The sequence below is a fragment of the Bacteroidia bacterium genome, from assembly GCA_026932145.1.
In the GTDB taxonomy this organism is placed as follows: Bacteria; Bacteroidota; Bacteroidia; order J057; family JAIXKT01; genus JAIXKT01.
The window spans coordinates 1-19,056 of record JAIXKT010000016.1; the positions used below are offsets into that span (position 1 = coordinate 1).

Below are 19,056 nucleotides of genomic sequence, written 5' to 3' on the forward strand. Positions count from 1 at the left end.
CAGATGTAATTCTCTAAGATACAAGGTGTTGATTTTTTAACTATTTTATTATTAGTTATTTATGGGTATTTTGATTTTTGAAACTCTACTATAATCAGCTATTTTGTAGAAACTTTTGATTATTAGCCAAGTAGAAAAAACCAGAAATGCACTTTAAAAGAATCAACAAATTTAGATTAGGTTAAATTTTATCTGTGGAAATTTGCCTAATTTTTTTCTGCCTGAAAATCAATGGTTAGGCAAAAACTTGGAATTTTCTTTGCCGGCATAGCGGAAAACTACTGAATTTTGTACACATAAACCCAACAAAATATCCACAAAGATTTAGGGATGTTAGACCAAAGTAAAAACACACAAGCAGTATTAGAAATAGATATGGAAATGAATGTACGAGAGATTTGGGGGAGGTGTCTGACCAAAATCCGCGATAATATCAACGCTCAAAGTTATAGAACATGGTTCGAGCCCATTGTCCCCCTCAAATATGAACATAAAATTTTAACAATCCAAGTACCCAGCCAATTTTTCTTTGAGTGGCTTGAGGAGCATTATATTGACTTAATTAAACGGACTATAAGGCACGTCTTAGGCACTGAGACACAGTTAGTTTATTCAATTGTAGTTGTAGATAATCCGCTTGAATCATGCACCGTAAACATTCCTACGAGTGCTCACGGCCATGGTGCAAAGAATCCGCTGGTATCTCTGCCGATACAATCCGGAAAAGAGCCGATTAATCACTTTGTTATTCCGGGTCTTAAGAAAGCAAGTATAGATCCGCAATTAAACCCAAATTATACTTTTGATAATTTTATTGAAGGAGAGTGCAATTCTTTAGCACGTACCTCTGGCAGCACCATAGCTGCAACTCCCGGCCAAACGTCTTTCAATCCAATATTTGTTTACGGCGGAGTTGGCTTAGGAAAAACGCACCTGATTCAAGCTATCGGAAACGAAGTAAAGCGTTACCACCCACATAAGGTAGTCTTATATGTTTCCGCTGAACGCTTTGTGAGCCATTTTGTAGATTCTGTACGCAGTAATAATCTAAGTGCTTTTCTGGCTCATTATCAGTTGGTAGATGTTCTTATTGTGGATGATATTCAGTTTTTAGCAAGCAAAGATAAAACCCAAGATAACTTCTTCCATGTATTTAACCAGTTGCACCAGAAGCAAAAGCAAATCATATTAGCGGCGGATTGCGCCCCCAAAGATTTGAAAAATATAGAAGAACGCCTCATATCACGGTTTAAGTGGGGCTTAAGCGTAGAGCTATGCCCACCCAGCGTTGGCACAAGGATGGAGATACTCCGCAAGAAAATGTATCAAGATGGAATATCTCTACCTGACGAAATCATAGAATACATAGCTCATAACGTTTCTTCTAATATCAGAGAACTGGAAGGAGTAGTTATATCCGTATTAGCCCAAAGCTCATTACAAAGAAAAGAAATTGACCTAAATATGGTCAAAGCAGTTGTTAAAAGCCTTGTACGTCAGCATGATAGAGAGCTTTCTATCGAAACAATTACCAATGAGGTTAGTTTATTTTTCAAGTTAGAAGTAGAGCTACTTAAGGACAAGACACGTAAACGCGAAGTCGTTCAGGCGCGCCAAGTAGCTATGTACTTTGCCAAAGAATTGACAAATACTTCTCTCAAAACAATAGGTTCTTATTTCGGTGGAAGAGACCACTCAACAGTGATTCATGCAGTTCAAACTGTTAATGATTTAGTAGATACCCAGCGAGATTTTCGCAATCAAGTAGAAGAAATCCGAAAAAGATTGAAGGTGATAACCGCCTAAAAGCTCGCCTTAGCCTAAAAAAGCTACCTGTTTTGTGATTGACTAACGTCAGTACAAATTTACAGGTAGCTTTTTATCGAATTAGCTCTTGAATCTTCGCTCTTTATAGAAAAAGTCAGGTCTTTTTACGCCCATCTACTGTTTGGCGGCCAATGGAATTATAGTAGAAACCAAGTGATTGCATTTCATTGATATTAAGGATATTACGGCCATCAAAAACCACCGGTTGTTTAAGTAGGGTTTTCATTTTTCCAAAATCAGGGGTTCTAAACTCATTCCATTCGGTAACAATAAGTAAGGCATCCTGATTTTTAAGGGTTTCATCACGGTTAGCGGCAAAGGTAATATTTAGCTGAGGATAATGTTTTTTTACTTCGCTGATTGCCTCTGGGTCAAAGGCGGTAATAGCTGCTCCACGTGCTAAAAGTTCCTGAATAATCACTAAGGCTGGTGCTTCTCTTATATCGTCTGTATTCGGTTTAAACGCAAGCCCCCAAACGGCAAAAGATAAACCGGTTAAATCCTCCCCAAAAAATGATATAACTTTATCTATTAAAATCTCTTTTTGGTGATTATTAATAGCCATAACTGCTGTAAGTATTTGAAAATCATATTGATATTCAGTAGCGGTGTGATGTAATGCTTGTACATCTTTGGGGAAGCAGGAGCCACCGTAACCTATGCCCGGAAATAAGAATCGTTTTCCGATTCGGCTATCGGAGCCAATGCCTATCCGAACATTATCTACATCTGCGCCTACGCGCTCGCATAGGTTAGCAATTTCATTCATAAAGGTAATCTTGGTTGCTAAAAAGGAATTAGCAGCATATTTAGTGAGTTCTGCACTTCGTATATCCATGAAAATAACGGAATTACCGGACATTACAAAGGGTTTGTACAGCCGGCTCATGAGTTCAACTACCCGTGTTGAGTCTGTGCCCACAACTACACGTTCCGGCTTCATAAAGTCTTCTACAGCAGAACCTTCCCGCAAAAACTCAGGATTAGAACACACATCAACAGGAACTTGGGTGTTCTCTGTGAAAATAGCTTTTACCTTATCGGCAGTCCCTACGGGAACAGTACTTTTATTAACAACGACTTTATAGTCTTTGATAATTTTGGCTAAGTCCTTTGCTACATTCAATACATATTTTAAGTCTGCCGATCCGTCTTCCATTGGAGGAGTTGGTAGAGCTAAGAAGATAATCTCACTATTATTAGCAGCTTCAGCTAAGTTATTGGTAAAAGTCAGTCGTTTTTCCTTAATATTTCGCAAAAACATTGCTTCTAAGCCGGGTTCATAAATAGGAATAATCCCGCTATTCAGTTTTTGCAATTTTTCAGGGTCAATATCTACACAAACCACATTATTTCCGGACTCTGCAAAACAAGTCCCTGTTACTAAACCAACATACCCAGTACCTACTACGGCAATATTCATACAATATTTAAGTTGTTAAAAATTAATATATTAAATTAAAAACTGATTTAGGGAAATCTTAATTTTCCTGAATCAGTGATACAAAAATGAGTTTTTTTGAATTACAATTATTCAAAGTTCAAAGAAATCAAGATGGCTTGGGTGTTCATACGGGATATTCTGTCTCCGAAATCTGTATTTTCAGGGGCATAAACGTTTCTAAGCCCAAGTGAATAGCGGATTTCCGGTGTAAGTTTTACCCTATCACCATAAATTTCAATTCCGGCTGCAACTTCCCAGCTCCAATCTCTTTTATCTATTTTGATAACATTTGGGTCATCGCGAGACCGTTTATCACTGGCTAAATTAATAGAATATTTTATTCCAGACATCACGTACACACGATAGTTTTTGTAGAAATTAGAACGAAACCGAATCATCGCCGGTAAATCTAAATTGGCAGATTCTAACCGCTTTTTTACCATAGAATCTTGATACTGAAAATAAGAAATTTTCTTGTGGCTGGCAAAGTGATAGTTAAAATTTCGTTGCTGTAGAGAAATGGACGGGATAAAGCGGAAGTCAAAATTAGGAAGTAGCTTAGTATTGGTAATCATACCCAGGGTTATACCCGGCGAAGATAATGCGTCAATTTCTGATAAATCTCCGGCCTTATCATAATTAGTACTTAAATGGTTATACTTAATTTTTACATCAGCGATATTTAAGCCCATTAAAAACCCTAAGTTAAATTGACGAAGATCATAATGAATATTGTTTTGGGCTAAAGCCGGCTTTAAAAAGCCAATAAATATAGGCAGTAAAACGGCCAAACGTATTATTGAGCGTATCATTTTTCTAAGCAGTAAAAAGCGCATATACCAAACGTAAGCGGTTGCCAAAATGTTTTACGGAATCCAGCTTGGTGGCAAATATCCAAAAAAGTATCTCCTTCCGGAAAAACCTTGACGGACTCCGGCAGGTATGTGTAAGCTGATGAATCTTTTGAGATGATTTTACCAACTAATGGAAGCACCGTGTGGAAATAGAAACTGAATAGCTGCTTCATCGGGAATTTTTTGGGTTTAGAAGGTTCTAAGATAACGGCTTTACCGCCCGGGCGCAAGACACGCAGTACCTCCGATAATCCCAACTGTAAGTTCTCAAAATTACGAACCCCAAAACCAATCGTAATCGCATCAATGGTATTGTCTGCAAAAGGAAGTTTTTCAGAATCCCCTTTTATCCAATCAATAGAAAGCCCTTTTTTCCCAGCTTTTTCACGTGCTTTAGCCAACATTTTTTCAGATAAATCGAGGCCAATCAGTTGCTTTGGTTTTAGCGTTTTGGCTGCCAAAATAGCAAAATCTCCGGTACCGGTTGCAATATCCAGTATTGTTTCGGGCTTTAAATCAAGTAATTGGCGAATAGCATACTTCCGCCACCGAGTATCTATCCCTGCACTCAATAAGTGATTTAACAAATCATAGGTGCCGGCAATATTATCAAACATTTTCTCTACTTGGGCTTTTTTGGATGAAGCAGAGCCTTGATAGGGCGTAACGGGTGAACTCACGAAAAATTATTGGTATGCAAACTTACTTACTTTTACCCAGTACTTTTCATAAATTTGCGAAGTTTTTCAACAAGTTAATGACATTAAAAGAAACAATCAATCAGAACCTTAAAGATGCGATGAAGCAAAAAGACGAAGCCGCTCTACGGGCACTCCGGTCCCTCAAAGCGGCTATCCTTTTAGCTGAAACTGCCGAAGGCCAAACCGGAGACCTAACTCCTGACCAAGAGCTAAAGCTATTACAAAAACAAGCAAAACAACGTAAAGATGCCATAGAGCAGTACTTAGCCGGTAATCGTCAGGATTTAGCAGACTCAGAGCAGGCAGAGCTCACCATCATCAATAAATTCCTTCCAAAACAAATTTCTCCCGAAGAATTAGAGCAGATTATCAAGACAATTATTACGGAAGTAAACGCCGCTGCACCAAGCGACTTAGGAAAAGTAATGGGCGCAGCTACTAAGCAACTTGCCGGCCAAGCAGATGGAAAACTGATTTCCGAAATAGCTAAAAGACTGTTATCCAAGTAAACTCATCGTTCTGTGATAGTCGTTATTGATAATTACGACTCTTTTACCTACAACTTAGTTGATTTATTGGCCTATTTACCGGAAGAGATTCTGGTATTTCGGAATGATTCACCGCTTATAGAACCCTATTTAGCGCAGCAGCCAACTGCGGTAGTGGTTTCCCCTGGCCCCGGAAGGCCGGAAAACGCCGGAAAATCCCCACAAATAGTTTTAACCTGCATTAAACAACGTATCCCTGTTTTAGGAATATGTTTAGGCCATCAACTTATTGCTCAACTGCTGGGTGCACAAATTATTTTGAACAAACCTTTCCATGGCAAAACCTCTACAATTCATTGGAACGATAATTGCGAGCTTACTGCCGGAATATCATTACCTATGACCGTTATGCGTTACCATTCGTTAGTTATTGCCCCAAATTCTTTGCCTTCAAACCTCATTTGTATAGCCAAAACAACCGATGATGAGATTATGGCTATTCGCAGCCAAGATAAACAACTAACTGGATTTCAGTTTCATCCCGAATCAATCTTAACTACACAAGGAAATTTATTAATTGAAAATTGGTATCAAACTGTTAATTTTTATGCACCTTTGCGAAACTAAACCAGAACTTTTTGCGTAACTGTACTGAAATAGAGCTATGAATATCGAACTACGGAATACAGGTCACTTTGAATATATTGAAGAGGGCACAGGCGAACCGCTACTTTTGCTGCACGGCTTATTTGGTGCGCTGAGTAATTGGGCAAGTGTCTTGGATGAGTTTGCTAAAACCCACCGCGTTCTGATTCCGCTAATGCCTATTTACACAAACACAAAAGTTTCAGCAACCGTCGAAGGGTTAGCACACTTTGTTGCAGACTTTGTAAAACATAAAGAGCTTACCGGAATTCATGTGCTGGGAAATTCCCTTGGAGGGCATATTGCGCTGCTATTAGCACTCAATCATCCGGAAAGGTTGGCTACCTTACTATTAACAGGGAGTTCCGGCTTATTTGAGTCTGGGATGGGAAGCGGATTCCCCAAAAGGGGTGATTATCAGTATATTAAAGATAGAGTAGAATATACTTTTTACAATCCCCAAACGGCTACTCCACAGTTGGTTGATGAGGTTTTTGAAATTGTGAATGACAGCAATAAGGCGTTACGGGTTATCCAGATAGCCAGAGCTGCCCAACGACAAAATATGCGTGCCGAAATTAAAAAAATCACAGTACCAACTTGTTTGATTTGGGGGCTAAATGACAATATCACTCCTTCACACGTAGCACATGAGTTTAACCAACTGATAATCAACTCAGAACTTCACTTTATAGACCATTGTGGGCACGCACCTATGATGGAAAATCCAGCATTATTTAATAAAATTGTCCGAAATTTTCTGCAAAGGCATTCTGTGTTTCATTCTGTTAATTCATAATCATTATGTATGCTAAGAGTTTACTAAGCCTAAATTTACCGACTTTACACCCGGAAGACTCTGCCCGAACGATGGTACGCAAGTTTGCCACCAGCGGGCAAAGATGGCTGCCTATTGTGCATAATGACCACCACTTCCAAGGTATTGTTTCCCGAAAAACACTTCGATTAAACCAAATCAGCACCTTAAAAGACTTAAACCCTTCGGATATTTTGAAGATTTTTGTTTCTCCCAATACACATATTTTTGATATTATTCAAATTATGGGAAATTCCGGTACAGACTGCGTACCGGTTCTTTCTCAAGAAAACAACTATCTTGGGCTGGTAATTGCCAAAAATATCATTCAATTTCAAGCTGAAAATACTTTTAGCCATGACGGCGGAATCATTGTTTTAGAAATGGAACGATATGATTTTTCTCTGGGCGAAATAGCCCGCTTAACGGAATCCGAAAATGCGAAAATATTGAGCTTATTAGTTACGAATGTACCTGAAAGCCGTAGAATTTGGGTTTCAATTAAATTGAGTATGGCGGATATTTCACGGGTAATTACTGTGTTAGAGCGTTTTGGCTATCAAATCAGCTCTACTTCAGTAAATCAAAAACAATTATTAGATACGCGGGATATTTATGACTCCTTCATGCGCTATCTAAACATTTGATTCGTTCAAGTTTTTGAAAGATTAAAATATTACTTTTTAATCCAAAATTATAGCGTAATCAGCTGGTTTTTAGTAATATCAAATACCGGCATTCCGCTGATTAATTTTCGGGCATCTGAATTAGATAGGTAAGTAAGGTTTCCATTTTTATCCCGGGATTGCCGAAATCGTGATTCTTTGTAACCTTCTTGGGGTGATAGTGGTTTTAGGTTTGGGATATAACTTAGCATTTCTTTTTTTACGAAGTAAGCATTATTTGCATTATTATTACACCCCATAAAGGCGTATCCTTTTTCATCAGCTAATTGACAAAGGGCTGGTAAAGATGCTCCCCAATACAAGCTGGAATAATGCGCTTGCACACGGCTAAAATCTGCTTGATACGGAATTGTGATAGCTATCTCATTGCCAAACAATGAGTTGTATTCAGTTATTACGATGTCTGCATCTATTGACTGAATGGATTTCCAAACCCAATAATCATTCCCGTCAATATCAATGCTAAGCAATCCTACTCTGGCGGGAACATTATTCTGCTGAAATAGTTGATTGATATTTTCAGCAGTGATGAAAGCACAAACGGCTGTTAGGTCATATTTAAAGTAATAATGAGCACTTTGTATCGCTGCAATATGTGCAGATGATCCATCTAAAATAAGTCCCTGCCAATTACTTTGAGTAAGTAAAAACCGGGTATTCGATTCTTGGTAATTTTCTACCCCAAACTCTACAAAGAAGCGATTTTTAGTGGGAATTTTTTGGGTTAAATATTGGATTATTCCATCATCTCCCCATTCTGAAAATACTTTATATTCAACTTGATTTATTGAGTTAATGGAGGGGTTATTATTAATATGTTGGTTCGTAATAAGTTGTGCGTTAAGGCGCATACTGGTTTCGAGTTTTCTGTCTAATGCGTTAATGCCTAATATGTTTCTGATGATAGAAAGCAGTTGTTGTTTCATAAATTTTAGACGGAAAGGATTTCTACCATTCGCAGTAAATTGGGGTCAAAAAGATGATTTGATTTAACGGCCTTTGTGAGGGGAGTGAAGGTTATTTGGTTGTTTATCAGGCCGACCATTTCGTTTTTTTGTCTATTTAAGAGTGCTTCTACGGCAGCTACTCCCAATCTAGCAGCTAATACTCTGTCTTGGCAGCTTGGGCTTCCGCCGCGTTGGATATGGCCTAAGATGCTCACGCGGGTATCATAGTGATTGAAGCGTTCTTTTACCTTTTGGGCTACTTCAAAAGCGCCTCCGGCATCGTCTCCTTCCGCAACTATAATAATACAGGAAGATTTTTGGCGACTCCAGCCGGTTTCTAAGAGCTTGATTAGCTGTTCAATATCAGTAATTGTTTCCGGAACCAAAATAGCTTCTGAACCGGAGGCTATTCCGGTGTATAAAGCAATAAAACCAGCATCTCGTCCCATAACTTCTATAAAAAATAGCCGGTTATGGGAGGCCGCTGTATCCCTGATTTTGTCAATAGCTGATAAGGCAGTATTAATGGCTGTATCAAAGCCCAACGTAAAATCTGTTCCAACTAAATCATTATCAATAGTTCCCGGAATACCTATAACCGGCATTCCGGTTTCTGCATAAAAGGTTTCAGCCCCTTTAAAGGATCCGTCTCCGCCAATAACGACCAAGCCTTCAATGCGGTGTTTTTGGAGTTGTAAAAAAGCTAATTTTCGGCCTTCTTGGGTGAGAAACCGGCTACTACGGGCTGTTTTTAGCATAGTTCCACCTAAATGAATGATATTACTAACAGCACTGGGCGGTAGTTGCACAAAATCACCTTCGATCATACCTTCATATCCGCGCTTAATCCCGATTGCCTCTACCTGATTGTAGGCACAGGTTCTAACAACTGCCCGTATGCAGGCATTCATCCCCGGAGAATCTCCACCTGAAGTAAATACAGCTATCCGTTTCATATCTATTTCTTTTTTAATCCTTTACGAAATGCTACTATATTTTGATACGCAAAAAACTCATTAAATAAAGCCTTTTGATAGTGTATTGGTAGTAATCCTTGGGGTAATAAACGGTACAAGTCAAAGTCTGCTAATAATTCAACAAAGTTTTTCATAAAAACATGGCTATCTACATTCATATCATTAAATTCAAAATGAATAATATCTATTTGGCCTTTTTCTATCAGTGTTTTTGCACCTTTTAATACAGAAAATTCGTGCCCTTCGGTATCTATTTTTAGGAAATGAATTTTAGATAACTGTTCTTGCTGCGCAATATTATCTAAAGTTGTCAGTTGAATGGGGATTTCAACGATTTGTTCTTGGTAAAATCTGGTAAACGTGTCTTTATAGAGCGATCCGTGCTGCGACCCTTGGTTATGCGCATAATCATACAAGATAGCCTCTTTTTGGGAATCAGAAACCCCGAATTGAAACAACTTGATGTTCGGTTTTCCACCAAGTCTTTGGGATAGTTTTTGAAAATTTTGCGGAATCGGCTCAAAACAATAGGCTGAACAAGTTTTTATTTTACTACAAACGATTTCGGTATAACTTCCTTCGTTAGCACCAACGTCCATAAATACGGAAATAAGGTAATTTTGTGCGATATAATCAATTAGCCATTTTTCACCACTGATATTGTGGTCATAGTAATTAAGAACGCCTAAGCCTCTTAACCCTAAGTGGCATAAGAGTTCATTCCATTTCTGAAATACTGGACGGGCAAAAAAGCGGGCATATTGCTTGAAAACAAAGTTCTTAACCGACATATTAATGTGTAGAGGAATAGTTTACCTACTATATAATTGTTTTGATAAAAACAGATGCCATTAGCGTAAAACTATTCGGCAAATATAGCGACTTGCACATAGCATTGCGAAAAAAATATCGAAACCATCGCGATTCCCTGATTTGGCATCTTTGCAAAGAGGTTATTTATTTAGCTGATATTTTTCAGGTTGCATCCTGATAAATATCAGATTTTAACTATGTTTTTCTTCATTTAGCAATAAAATTGTATAATTCACACAAAATTCAATATATAAATTATTGATTAATAGTATAATATAAAATTTTTAAAAAAAAATGCTTTTTTTGACTTTTATCACAAAAACAATCAAGTAAGCATTGTAATTTTGCCGCATTGTAATTTTAATTTTTATGAAAAGAATAGTTTCATTCTCTTTTGCTGCCGCTTGTTTGTTTGCGCTTGTTGTAGTGTCATGCAAAGGCGGTGAAGATACGAACACATCGGGAACTAATGGTGCCTCCCAAGAAACTCCTTCAGCAAATAATTCTGCTACTTCAGCGAATACAGCTTCCTATGACCCTAAGCGCGGCGAAGGTAAATTTGACGCAAGTAACGTAAAAGTAGCTGCATTAGACGAAAGCATGGTTACCAAAGGTGATGCTATATTCAAAACAAAATGTTCCGCATGCCATAAGCTGACAGACGAAAAACTGGTTGGTCCAGGCTGGAAAGGTGTTACCGGTAGGAAAGAACCTTACTGGATTATGAACTTTATCACAAACCCAGATGCTATGATTGACAAAGATCCTGAACTTCAAGCTCAACTTGAAATATGTTTAGTAAGAATGCCTAATCAAAACCTTACTGACGATGATGCCCGCCATATCCTTGAGTTTATGAGAAAAAATGACGGCGCTAAGTAATAAAACAACCTAAAAATAAACCTAAATTTATGAAACTACAATCAGTTTTTTTATATTCCTTATTAGGAATAACTCTGGTTGGTACTTCCTGCAAGCCTAAGGGGACATCCTCGGCTGTAACAGGTGGTGCTGCCGAAAAGACCTATGTGCCTCCTGGTAAATATGACGAATTGTATAACTTCGTCTCTGGCGGATTCAGTGGTCAAATGTCCGTTTATGGTCTGCCCAGTGGTAGATTACTTCGCGTAATTCCCGTATTCTCTGTTGATCCAGAAAAAGGATGGGGATACAGCGAAGAAACAAAACCGATGCTAAACACCTCACACGGTTTTGTACCTTGGGATGATTTACACCACGTAGAACTCTCCCAAACAAACGGAGAAGTTAATGGTAAGTGGGTATTTGGTAACGCAAATAACACCCCGCGTATTGCCAGAATAGACCTCAAAACCTTCCGTACAGCCGAAATTATTGAGTTGCCAAATAGTGCAGGTAACCACAGCTCACCATACGGTACAGAAAATACCGAATACGTAGTAGCCGGAACCCGTTTCAGCGTTCCCGCTGACGGTGCCGGTTCTGATGTGCCGATTAGCTCCTATAAAGAAAACTTCAAAGGACATATCAGCTTTATCAGCGTTGATAAAGAAACCGGAAAAATGGATTTATCCTTCCAGATTCGTACTCCGGGCGTTAACTTTGACTTAGCCCGCTGCGGAAAAGCAAAATCTCACGGTTGGTTCTTCTTCTCTTGCTACAACACAGAGCAAGCCAATACACTGCTTGAAGTGAATGCTTCTAAAAATGATAAAGACTTTATCATGGCAGTAAATTGGAAAAAAGCTGAAGAATACTTAAAAGCCGGCAAAGGAAAAAAAGTACCTGTAAAATATGCTCACAATACTTACAATGAGACTACTCACACAGCAACCTCTGAATTTAAAAATGAAGTCATTGTGTTAGATGCCGCTGAGTTGAAAGACATCTGCTACTTTATACCTTGCCCGAAATCTCCACACGGCTGCGACGTTAACCCAACCGGTGAGTATATCGTAGGAAGCGGTAAATTAGCTGCATTACTACCTGTATTTAGTTTTGATAAAATCCAAACAGCTATTGCTGAAAAGCAATTTGAAGGAGAATACGGTGGAATCCCCGTTATCAAATACGAAGCTGCCCTCCACGGAGAAGTTCAAAAGCCCGGCTTAGGCCCATTACACACCGAATTTGATGCTAACGGATTTGCTTACACCTCATTCTTCGTTTCTTCTGAAGTTGTAAAATGGAACGTTAAGGAACTAAAAGTAGTAGATAGAGTTCCAACTTACTACTCTGTAGGCCACCTTTGCGTACCCGGCGGTAATACCAGAAAGCCTTATGGAAAATATGTGATTGCCTACAACAAAATCACCAAAGACAGATACTTACCTACAGGACCAGAACTTTCTCAAAGTGCTCAGTTGTTTGACATATCAGGCGATAAAATGCAGCTGATACTGGACTTCCCAACCATTGGTGAACCACACTATGCGCAAGCCGCACCTGCCGAACTCTTTACCAAAAATCAGTATAAGATATACAAGATTGAAGAGAACAAACACCCGTATGTCGCTAAAGGCGAAGCAGAAACAAAAGCAGTTCGTGAAGGAAATAAAGTTCACATATACTTAACAACTATTCGTTCTCACATAGCCCCTGATAATATCGAAGGCGTAAAAGTGGGAGATGAAGTGTATTTCCACGTTACAAACTTAGAGCAAGACTGGGATATTCCACATGGCTTTGCTATCAAGGGTGCCAATAATGGTGAACTACTAATCATGCCGGGTGAAACTACAACCTTAAAGTGGATACCCGAAAAAACCGGTATTTTCCCGATGTATTGTACTGACTTTTGTAGTGCTTTGCACCAAGAAATGCAGGGATATGTACGGGTTTCCCCAGCCGGAAGCAATGTACCTCTAACGGCTAGCATTGGCAAAAACGCTGCAGACGAAAAAGCTCAAAAATAATCTTGATTTAAAGCTATAATAATCAAGGGGATAATTACCGTAATATTTTACGGTAGTTATTCCCTTTCCTTTTGAACCAAATTATACTTATGAATACTTCCAAATTATCATTAAAATCAAAAATTTTAGTTGCCTTCGGGGGACTAATGTTAGCCTTAGCACTTTTCTTCCCGCTTTGGAGGATAGATTTTGAAGCACCACAATATCCTGAAGGATTACGGATGTTTATTTATCCGCACAAAATGGGAGGAGACGTTCAGATAATCAACGGCTTAAATCACTATATCGGGATGAAAACAATCCACGATGACTCCTTTGTTGAACTAAAGATATTACCTTATTTGATTGGTGGATTTTCTGTGTTCTTCTTTCTTACCGCTTTTTTGGGTGGAAAAAAAGCATTATATACCTTAACATTGGTATTTATTCTTTTTGGGATTGCTTCCATGATAGACTTTTGGCACTGGGAATACCAGTATGGCCATGAATTAGACCCAAATGCCGCTATAAAAGTACCCGGAGCTACCTATCAACCCCCCTTGATTGGCTATAAATTACTGCTAAACTTTGGGGTACTTTCTCTCCCTGATGTTGGCGGAATTATGCTTGTAATAGCCGGCTTAGTTCTTGTTATAGCTATTATGCTGGAAAACAACTTGTTAAATCGGTTTATGGGTAAAAAAATGATGCTCATATTACCGTTTTCGGCGATGTTCTTCTTAGCTTGTGTTAGCTCCGGGCCGGAATCAATTACCTTGAATAAAGATAACTGCGCCTACTGCAAAATGACTATCAGCGATGGTCGCTTTGGCTGCGAAATAATCACAGAAAAAGGCAGAACCTACAAATTTGACGATATTGAGTGTATGTTTGCTTACCTCAAACAAAATCAAAGTACACCTATTCAGAGTCATTGGGTACACAACTATTTGGATAAAAGCAACTTAATTCCTGCGGAAAAATCTTATTATGTAACAACAACAACAAAGGCAATTTCCAGCCCAATGGGGGGAAATACAGCCGCTTTCAAAAACAAATCAGATGCAGAGTCAGCAGCATCTAAATACAATACTCAGGTGCAAACGTGGGAACAAATAGCCGCTTCAAAAAAATAACCTCCGTCTTACTGCTCTCCTTATTCATTGGACAATTTTCACCCCCCAAAATATATTCAGCAGTCTTTTCGGTTGGTGAAAAATTTCAACTGAAAAACATCCGGCAGGCTCTCTTGCTGGCTAACCCACATGATACAATTACAGTTTATGGCGGCAAATACCAAGAAGGTAATCTGGTAATCCAAAAACCAATTACTTTAATAGGGATAAATAATCCCATTATAGATGGTGAAAAAAAGCATGAAGTCATCTCCATAAAAGCAGATTCCGTTACCATTACCGGGTTTATTATTCAGCAATCAAGCCATGCCATCTTAGAAGACCCGGCCGGCATCAAGGTTTATAACCGAAGAAATATAGCAATCATCGGAAATAGAATTGAAGATACCTATTTTGGGGTTTATATTCAAAATGGCAGCCATTGTATTATCAAAAATAATACACTTATCGGAAAAGCTGCGGAAGAATACCAGTCCGGTAATGGAATTCACTGCTGGAAAAGCGATAGCCTCCAAATTATTGGAAATAGCATACAAGGACATCGAGATGGAATTTACTTTGAATTTGTAACTGCCTCCATAATCTGGCGAAATATTTCTAAACATAATCTCCGCTATGGATTACACTTTATGTTTTCAGATAATGATGCCTATATCTCTAATGTATTTAAGCACAACGGTGCCGGCGTAGCCGTAATGTTTACTAAAAAAGTAGTTATGCTGAATAACCATTACCAAGATAATTGGGGAGATTCCGCCTATGGAATATTACTCAAAGAAATATCCGATGCCTATATGATGGGAAATAACTTCTATGCAAACACTTCCGCCATCTTCATGGAAGGCACTAACCGGATTATCATTGAACGAAATAACTTCAAGGATAACGGCTGGGGCATAAAAATCCAAGCAAGCTGTATGGATAATGTGGTCCGTTATAATAACTTCATAAACAACACATTTGACGTTAGTACCAACGGAAACTTAGTCCTAAATACCTTTGAAAAAAATTATTGGGATAAGTATGAAGGCTATGACTTAGATAAAGACAGTATTGGAGACGTTCCCTATCATCCCCTAAGTTTATTTTCAGTAATCGCCGAAAAAAACCCAACAGTTATGCTGCTCTACCGAAGTTTTATGGTAATGCTCTTAGATAAATCTGAAAAAATTATTCCCAGTTTAACACCCGAAAATTTTGTTGATAACTCCCCCGTTATTAAAAAATGGAAACTGTAATCGAAGTAAAAAACCTTTCTAAGCAATTTAATAAGATTCCAGTCTTAAAAAATGTGAATCTTACTTTAAACAAAGGAGAGTGTATCGCGCTTATTGGCCCAAATGCTTGCGGGAAAACCACCCTGATTAAAAGCATTTTAGGTATGGTATTACCTACCCAAGGTGAGATTTTTTTTCAGGGAAAAACCATCAAGCAGGATAATCTATATCGAAACCACATCGGTTATATGCCCCAGATTGGAAAGTATCCGGAAAATATGACAATCAATCAAGTAATAGAAATGATTAAAGACATCCGCCCTTGGATAACTACTTATGACGAAGACTTGATTACCCAATTTCAACTTCAGGCAATGGCGTTTAAAAAAATGCGTACTCTAAGTGGCGGAACTACCCAAAAAGTAAGTGCCGCAATTGCTTTTTTATTCAACCCAGATGTTTTGATTCTAGATGAACCAACCGCCGGCTTAGACCCCCTCGCCGCTGATATACTCAAAGAAAAAATTATCCGCGAAAGAAATAACGGAAAACTTATCCTAATAACTTCCCACTTACTCAGTGAGTTAGACGAGCTTATCTCCGAAGTAATCTTTATGCAAGAGGGAAATATCATATTTCATCAAAAAACCCAAGAATTACGTGAACAAACCCAGGAAAGCAAAATCTCAAAAGCTATATCCGTAATCCTCCAAAAAAATAACCCATGAATAAACTCATCCGTTTTGTCATAACTGATGTTTTGAAATCCAAAATCATCATTGGTTATACCATTTTTATAACTTGTATAGCTTGGGGAACTTTCTTATTAGAAGATAGCCCCACTAAGGGAATAGCTACCTTGCTAAACATTGTATTACTGATAGTTCCGCTATTTTCCCTCGTTTTTTCTACCATATACATCTACAATAGTTCTGAATTTATCGAGCTGCTATTAAGCCAACCGATTCAACGAAAAACTATCTGGTTAAGCATATTTGCCGGATTAATGACTTGTTTGGTGATTTCATTAGCTGTGGCTATCGGATTACCGCTTCTTTTATTTGTAGATATTGACTTAGCCATCATGATTATGGTAATGGCAGCATTGGTTGCTGGAGTTTTTACTGCCTTAGCAACACTTTGCTCCATCCTAAGCAGAGATAAAGCCAAAGGAATTGGCTATGCCGTGATGGCGTGGCTTCTATTAGCATTCTTTTTTGATGTCTTAATACTCTTCTTATTATTCCAATTTGCAGATTATCCCATAGAAAAACCGGCCGTAGTCTTAGTTTCCTTAAACCCGATAGATTTAGCCAGAATATTAATACTCTTAAAGTTAGATATTTCTTCAATGTTAGGATTTACCGGCGCCGTTTTTAGATCCTTTTTTGGAAATAATTTAGGAATGGTTATGGCTATTTTGATGCTTTTTTTGTGGATTATTCTACCGGTTTGGGCATCAACCAAAATTTTTGGTAAAAAAGATTTGTAATACTGGGTGTATTTTGCAGGGATAATTTTATCTAAATGCATCTTCAATAGGGTGAATTTCAGGCTGTTGATCTGAAAATACTGTAATGGCAAGTACATCAAAACGAGCCGGCAGTTCTGTATAGGAGGGGTTTTTATGGTAAAATGCGGCAGCAGCCCGCCGTAAACGTTCTTGCTTTTGATGAGAAATATTCATCTCAGGAAAAAAACCCGTTTTTGCGAATGTAGTTTTGACTTCTACAAAAACAAGTTGGTTGCTTTTTTGGCAAACAATATCAATTTCTAAATGCTCAAAACGCCAATTTTGGAAAAGTATTTGGTAATTATTAGTTTCTAACCAATTACGCGCTAATGTTTCTCCGTATTTTCCGAGTTTTTGGTTGTGTTTAGGCATAATAATAAAGTAAGAGGCTGGTGCGTTTTGTGCGACCAGCCTCTTAGTATGGTTTATTAGGGTTAAAAAAGGAATAATTACATCATTCCGCCCATTCCGCCCATTCCACCCATTGCGGCAGGGTTTGGCATTGCGGATTTTTCTTCTTCAGCATCACAGATAACACACTCGGTTGTTAGGAGTAATCCTGCGATAGAAGCGGCGTTTTCCAGTGCGCAACGTGCTACTTTGGTTGGGTCAATAACGCCTGTTTCAAAAAGTTTTTCATACTGCTCGGTGCGGGCGTTGTATCCAAAATCGCCTTCACCTTCGCGTACTTTTTGTAGAATAACGGCTCCTTCAAGACCTGCATTAGCAACAATTTGACGAAGAGGCTCTTCTAAGGAACGGCGTACAATAGATACTCCAATGCCTACGTCTCCTTTTAATAAATTGTCGTTAATTCCGCCACGCCCCTTGTCAATAGAAGCGATAGTGCGTACAAAGGCTACGCCACCACCGGGGATGATGCCTTCTTGCACAGCAGCGCGGGTAGCGTGTAAAGCATCTTCTACGCGGGCTTTCTTCTCTTTCATAGCTACTTCGGTTGGCGCACCAATATGGAGTACTGCAACTCCACCGGCAAGTTTAGCCAAACGCTCATTGAGTTTTTCCTTGTCATACTCAGAGGTAGTAACTTCAATTTGTGCTTTAATTTGATTTACACGGGCTTTAATATCATCGCTATTTCCTTTTCCGCCAACAACAGTAGTGTTGTCTTTGTCAATAGAAACTTTGGAGCAACGTCCTAAGAAGTCTAATGTTGCATTTTCTAATTTATAACCACGATCTTCAGAGATAACAGTTCCACCGGTTAAGATAGCAATATCTTCTAACATAGCCTTGCGGCGGTCTCCAAAACCGGGAGCTTTAACAGCAGCTATTTTGAGAGAACCACGTAATTTGTTTACTACGATTGTAGCAAGTGCTTCGCCATCAATATCTTCTGCTATTACCAATAATGGACGGCCAGTCTGAATTTGCTTTTCTAAGATGGGAAGAAGCTCCTTCATGCTGGATATTTTTTTGTCATAAATCAGCAAGTAAGGGTCTTCGAGTTCTACGGTCATGTTATCCGAATTGGTTACGAAGTACGGGGATATGTATCCGCGGTCAAACTGCATACCTTCTACGGTTTTGAGTTCTGTTTCGGTTCCTCTGGCTTCTTCAACGGTAATTACACCGTCTTTACCCACAGTATCCATAGCTTTAGCTATTAAGCTGCCGATTTCGCTGTCTCCATTAGCTGAAACAGTGGCGACTTGCTCTATTTCTTTGGTTCCGGAGATAGGGCGGGAAAGTTTTTTGAGGTTGTCTATCACAACAGCAACGGCTTCATCAATGCCCCGTTTTAGTTCCATCGGGTTTGAGCCGGCAGCTACGTTTTTAAGTCCTTCACGAACAATAGCTTGTGCTAAAACAGTTGCGGTAGTAGTTCCATCACCGGCGATGTCTGCGGTTTTGGAAGCCACTTCTTTAACCATCTGTGCACCCATATTTTCGATAGGATCTCTTAATTCGATTTCCTTAGCTACGGTAACACCGTCTTTGGTTATCAATGGAGCACCAAATTTTTTGTCAATAACTACATTACGCCCCCTAGGGCCTAAGGTAACTTTTACAGCGTTTGATAAAGCATCAACACCCGCTTTTAATTTTTCGCGAGCTTCTCTGTCGAATTGAATGTTTTTAGGCATAATCTTTTTA

At 38.8% G+C, this 19,056-nt stretch carries 19 protein-coding genes; 11 read left to right on the forward strand and 8 right to left on the reverse strand.

The genetic code is table 11. From position 1 onward, the window contains the following. The first annotated feature begins 375 nt into the window (after positions 1 to 375). The gene (dnaA, locus tag LC115_04750; GenBank protein ID MCZ2355989.1) at positions 376 to 1,806 is read left to right on the forward strand and encodes a chromosomal replication initiator protein DnaA; all 1,431 of its coding nucleotides are present in this window, start codon (positions 376 to 378) and stop codon (positions 1,804 to 1,806) included. 115 nt (positions 1,807 to 1,921) lie between these two features. On the opposite strand, the gene LC115_04755 is transcribed toward dnaA, so the two are convergent. From LC115_04755 to ubiE, 3 genes are all read right to left on the reverse strand, one after another. Continuing rightward, positions 1,922 to 3,250 (reverse strand): UDP-glucose/GDP-mannose dehydrogenase family protein, encoded by a 1,329-nt coding sequence (locus LC115_04755; GenBank protein ID MCZ2355990.1) that lies wholly within the window; start codon positions 3,248 to 3,250, stop codon positions 1,922 to 1,924. A gap of 107 nt (positions 3,251 to 3,357) precedes the next feature. Then, the gene (locus LC115_04760) at positions 3,358 to 4,083 is read right to left on the reverse strand and encodes a PorT family protein (protein MCZ2355991.1); all 726 of its coding nucleotides are present in this window, start codon (positions 4,081 to 4,083) and stop codon (positions 3,358 to 3,360) included. Further along, positions 4,080 to 4,805, reverse strand: a complete 726-nt coding sequence (gene ubiE, locus LC115_04765; protein MCZ2355992.1) for a bifunctional demethylmenaquinone methyltransferase/2-methoxy-6-polyprenyl-1,4-benzoquinol methylase UbiE — start codon at positions 4,803 to 4,805, stop codon at positions 4,080 to 4,082. The genes LC115_04760 and ubiE overlap by 4 nt, the downstream gene beginning before the upstream one ends. 77 nt (positions 4,806 to 4,882) lie before the next feature. Here ubiE and LC115_04770 point away from each other — a divergent pair, with 77 nt between their 5' ends. Genes LC115_04770 through LC115_04785 form a run of 4 tightly spaced genes read left to right on the forward strand, consistent with a single transcriptional unit; the run spans position 4,883 to position 7,423 of the window. Continuing rightward, positions 4,883 to 5,335 carry a GatB/YqeY domain-containing protein gene (locus tag LC115_04770; GenBank protein ID MCZ2355993.1) on the forward strand — a complete coding sequence of 151 codons (453 nt, stop codon included), beginning with the start codon at positions 4,883 to 4,885 and terminating at the stop codon, positions 5,333 to 5,335. A gap of 12 nt (positions 5,336 to 5,347) precedes the next feature. Then, a complete protein-coding gene (locus LC115_04775; protein ID MCZ2355994.1) occupies positions 5,348 to 5,941 on the forward strand; it encodes an aminodeoxychorismate/anthranilate synthase component II in 594 nt (197 codons plus the stop codon). 37 nt (positions 5,942 to 5,978) lie between these two features. Further along, entirely contained in the window at positions 5,979 to 6,758 is a 780-nt protein-coding gene (locus tag LC115_04780) for an alpha/beta fold hydrolase (protein MCZ2355995.1), read from the forward strand. A gap of 5 nt (positions 6,759 to 6,763) precedes the next feature. Further along, a complete protein-coding gene (locus tag LC115_04785; GenBank protein MCZ2355996.1) occupies positions 6,764 to 7,423 on the forward strand; it encodes a CBS domain-containing protein in 660 nt (219 codons plus the stop codon). 47 nt (positions 7,424 to 7,470) lie between these two features. On the opposite strand, the gene LC115_04790 is transcribed toward LC115_04785, so the two are convergent. From LC115_04790 to LC115_04800, 3 genes are read right to left on the reverse strand one after another with little or no spacing between them, the layout of a single operon-like run. Then, positions 7,471 to 8,388, reverse strand: coding sequence for a hypothetical protein (locus tag LC115_04790; GenBank protein MCZ2355997.1), 918 nt, complete (start codon positions 8,386 to 8,388; stop codon positions 7,471 to 7,473). Between the two features lie 5 nt (positions 8,389 to 8,393). After that, entirely contained in the window at positions 8,394 to 9,365 is a 972-nt protein-coding gene (pfkA, locus tag LC115_04795; protein ID MCZ2355998.1) for a 6-phosphofructokinase, read from the reverse strand. A gap of 2 nt (positions 9,366 to 9,367) precedes the next feature. Continuing rightward, entirely contained in the window at positions 9,368 to 10,177 is an 810-nt protein-coding gene (locus LC115_04800) for an FkbM family methyltransferase (protein ID MCZ2355999.1), read from the reverse strand. 391 nt (positions 10,178 to 10,568) lie between these two features. On the opposite strand from LC115_04800, the gene LC115_04805 reads away from it, so the two are divergent. From LC115_04805 to LC115_04830, 6 genes are all read left to right on the forward strand, one after another. Further along, positions 10,569 to 11,081, forward strand: coding sequence for a cytochrome c (locus LC115_04805; protein MCZ2356000.1), 513 nt, complete (start codon positions 10,569 to 10,571; stop codon positions 11,079 to 11,081). A gap of 29 nt (positions 11,082 to 11,110) precedes the next feature. Then, positions 11,111 to 13,093 (forward strand): Sec-dependent nitrous-oxide reductase, encoded by a 1,983-nt coding sequence (gene nosZ, locus LC115_04810; protein MCZ2356001.1) that lies wholly within the window; start codon positions 11,111 to 11,113, stop codon positions 13,091 to 13,093. A gap of 89 nt (positions 13,094 to 13,182) precedes the next feature. Beyond that, entirely contained in the window at positions 13,183 to 14,208 is a 1,026-nt protein-coding gene (locus LC115_04815; protein ID MCZ2356002.1) for a nitrous oxide reductase accessory protein NosL, read from the forward strand. Further along, on the forward strand, positions 14,178 to 15,446 hold the full coding sequence (locus tag LC115_04820) for a nitrous oxide reductase family maturation protein NosD (protein MCZ2356003.1): 1,269 nt from the start codon (positions 14,178 to 14,180) through the stop codon (positions 15,444 to 15,446). Before LC115_04815 ends, LC115_04820 begins: the two co-directional genes overlap by 31 nt. Continuing rightward, positions 15,434 to 16,153: an ABC transporter ATP-binding protein gene (locus LC115_04825; protein MCZ2356004.1), complete on the forward strand. Its 720-nt coding sequence runs from the start codon at positions 15,434 to 15,436 to the stop codon at positions 16,151 to 16,153. Before LC115_04820 ends, LC115_04825 begins: the two co-directional genes overlap by 13 nt. Further along, a complete protein-coding gene (locus LC115_04830) occupies positions 16,150 to 16,917 on the forward strand; it encodes an ABC transporter permease (protein MCZ2356005.1) in 768 nt (255 codons plus the stop codon). Before LC115_04825 ends, LC115_04830 begins: the two co-directional genes overlap by 4 nt. A 27-nt stretch (positions 16,918 to 16,944) precedes the next feature. Here LC115_04830 and LC115_04835 read toward each other — a convergent pair whose 3' ends face one another. Both LC115_04835 and groL read right to left on the reverse strand, forming a co-directional pair. Then, complete coding sequence (locus LC115_04835) at positions 16,945 to 17,310, reverse strand: YraN family protein (GenBank protein MCZ2356006.1); 366 nt, start codon at positions 17,308 to 17,310, stop codon at positions 16,945 to 16,947. Between the two features lie 77 nt (positions 17,311 to 17,387). Next, positions 17,388 to 19,049 carry a chaperonin GroEL gene (gene groL / locus LC115_04840; protein ID MCZ2356007.1) on the reverse strand — a complete coding sequence of 554 codons (1,662 nt, stop codon included), beginning with the start codon at positions 19,047 to 19,049 and terminating at the stop codon, positions 17,388 to 17,390. Between the last annotated feature and the right edge of the window lie 7 nt (positions 19,050 to 19,056).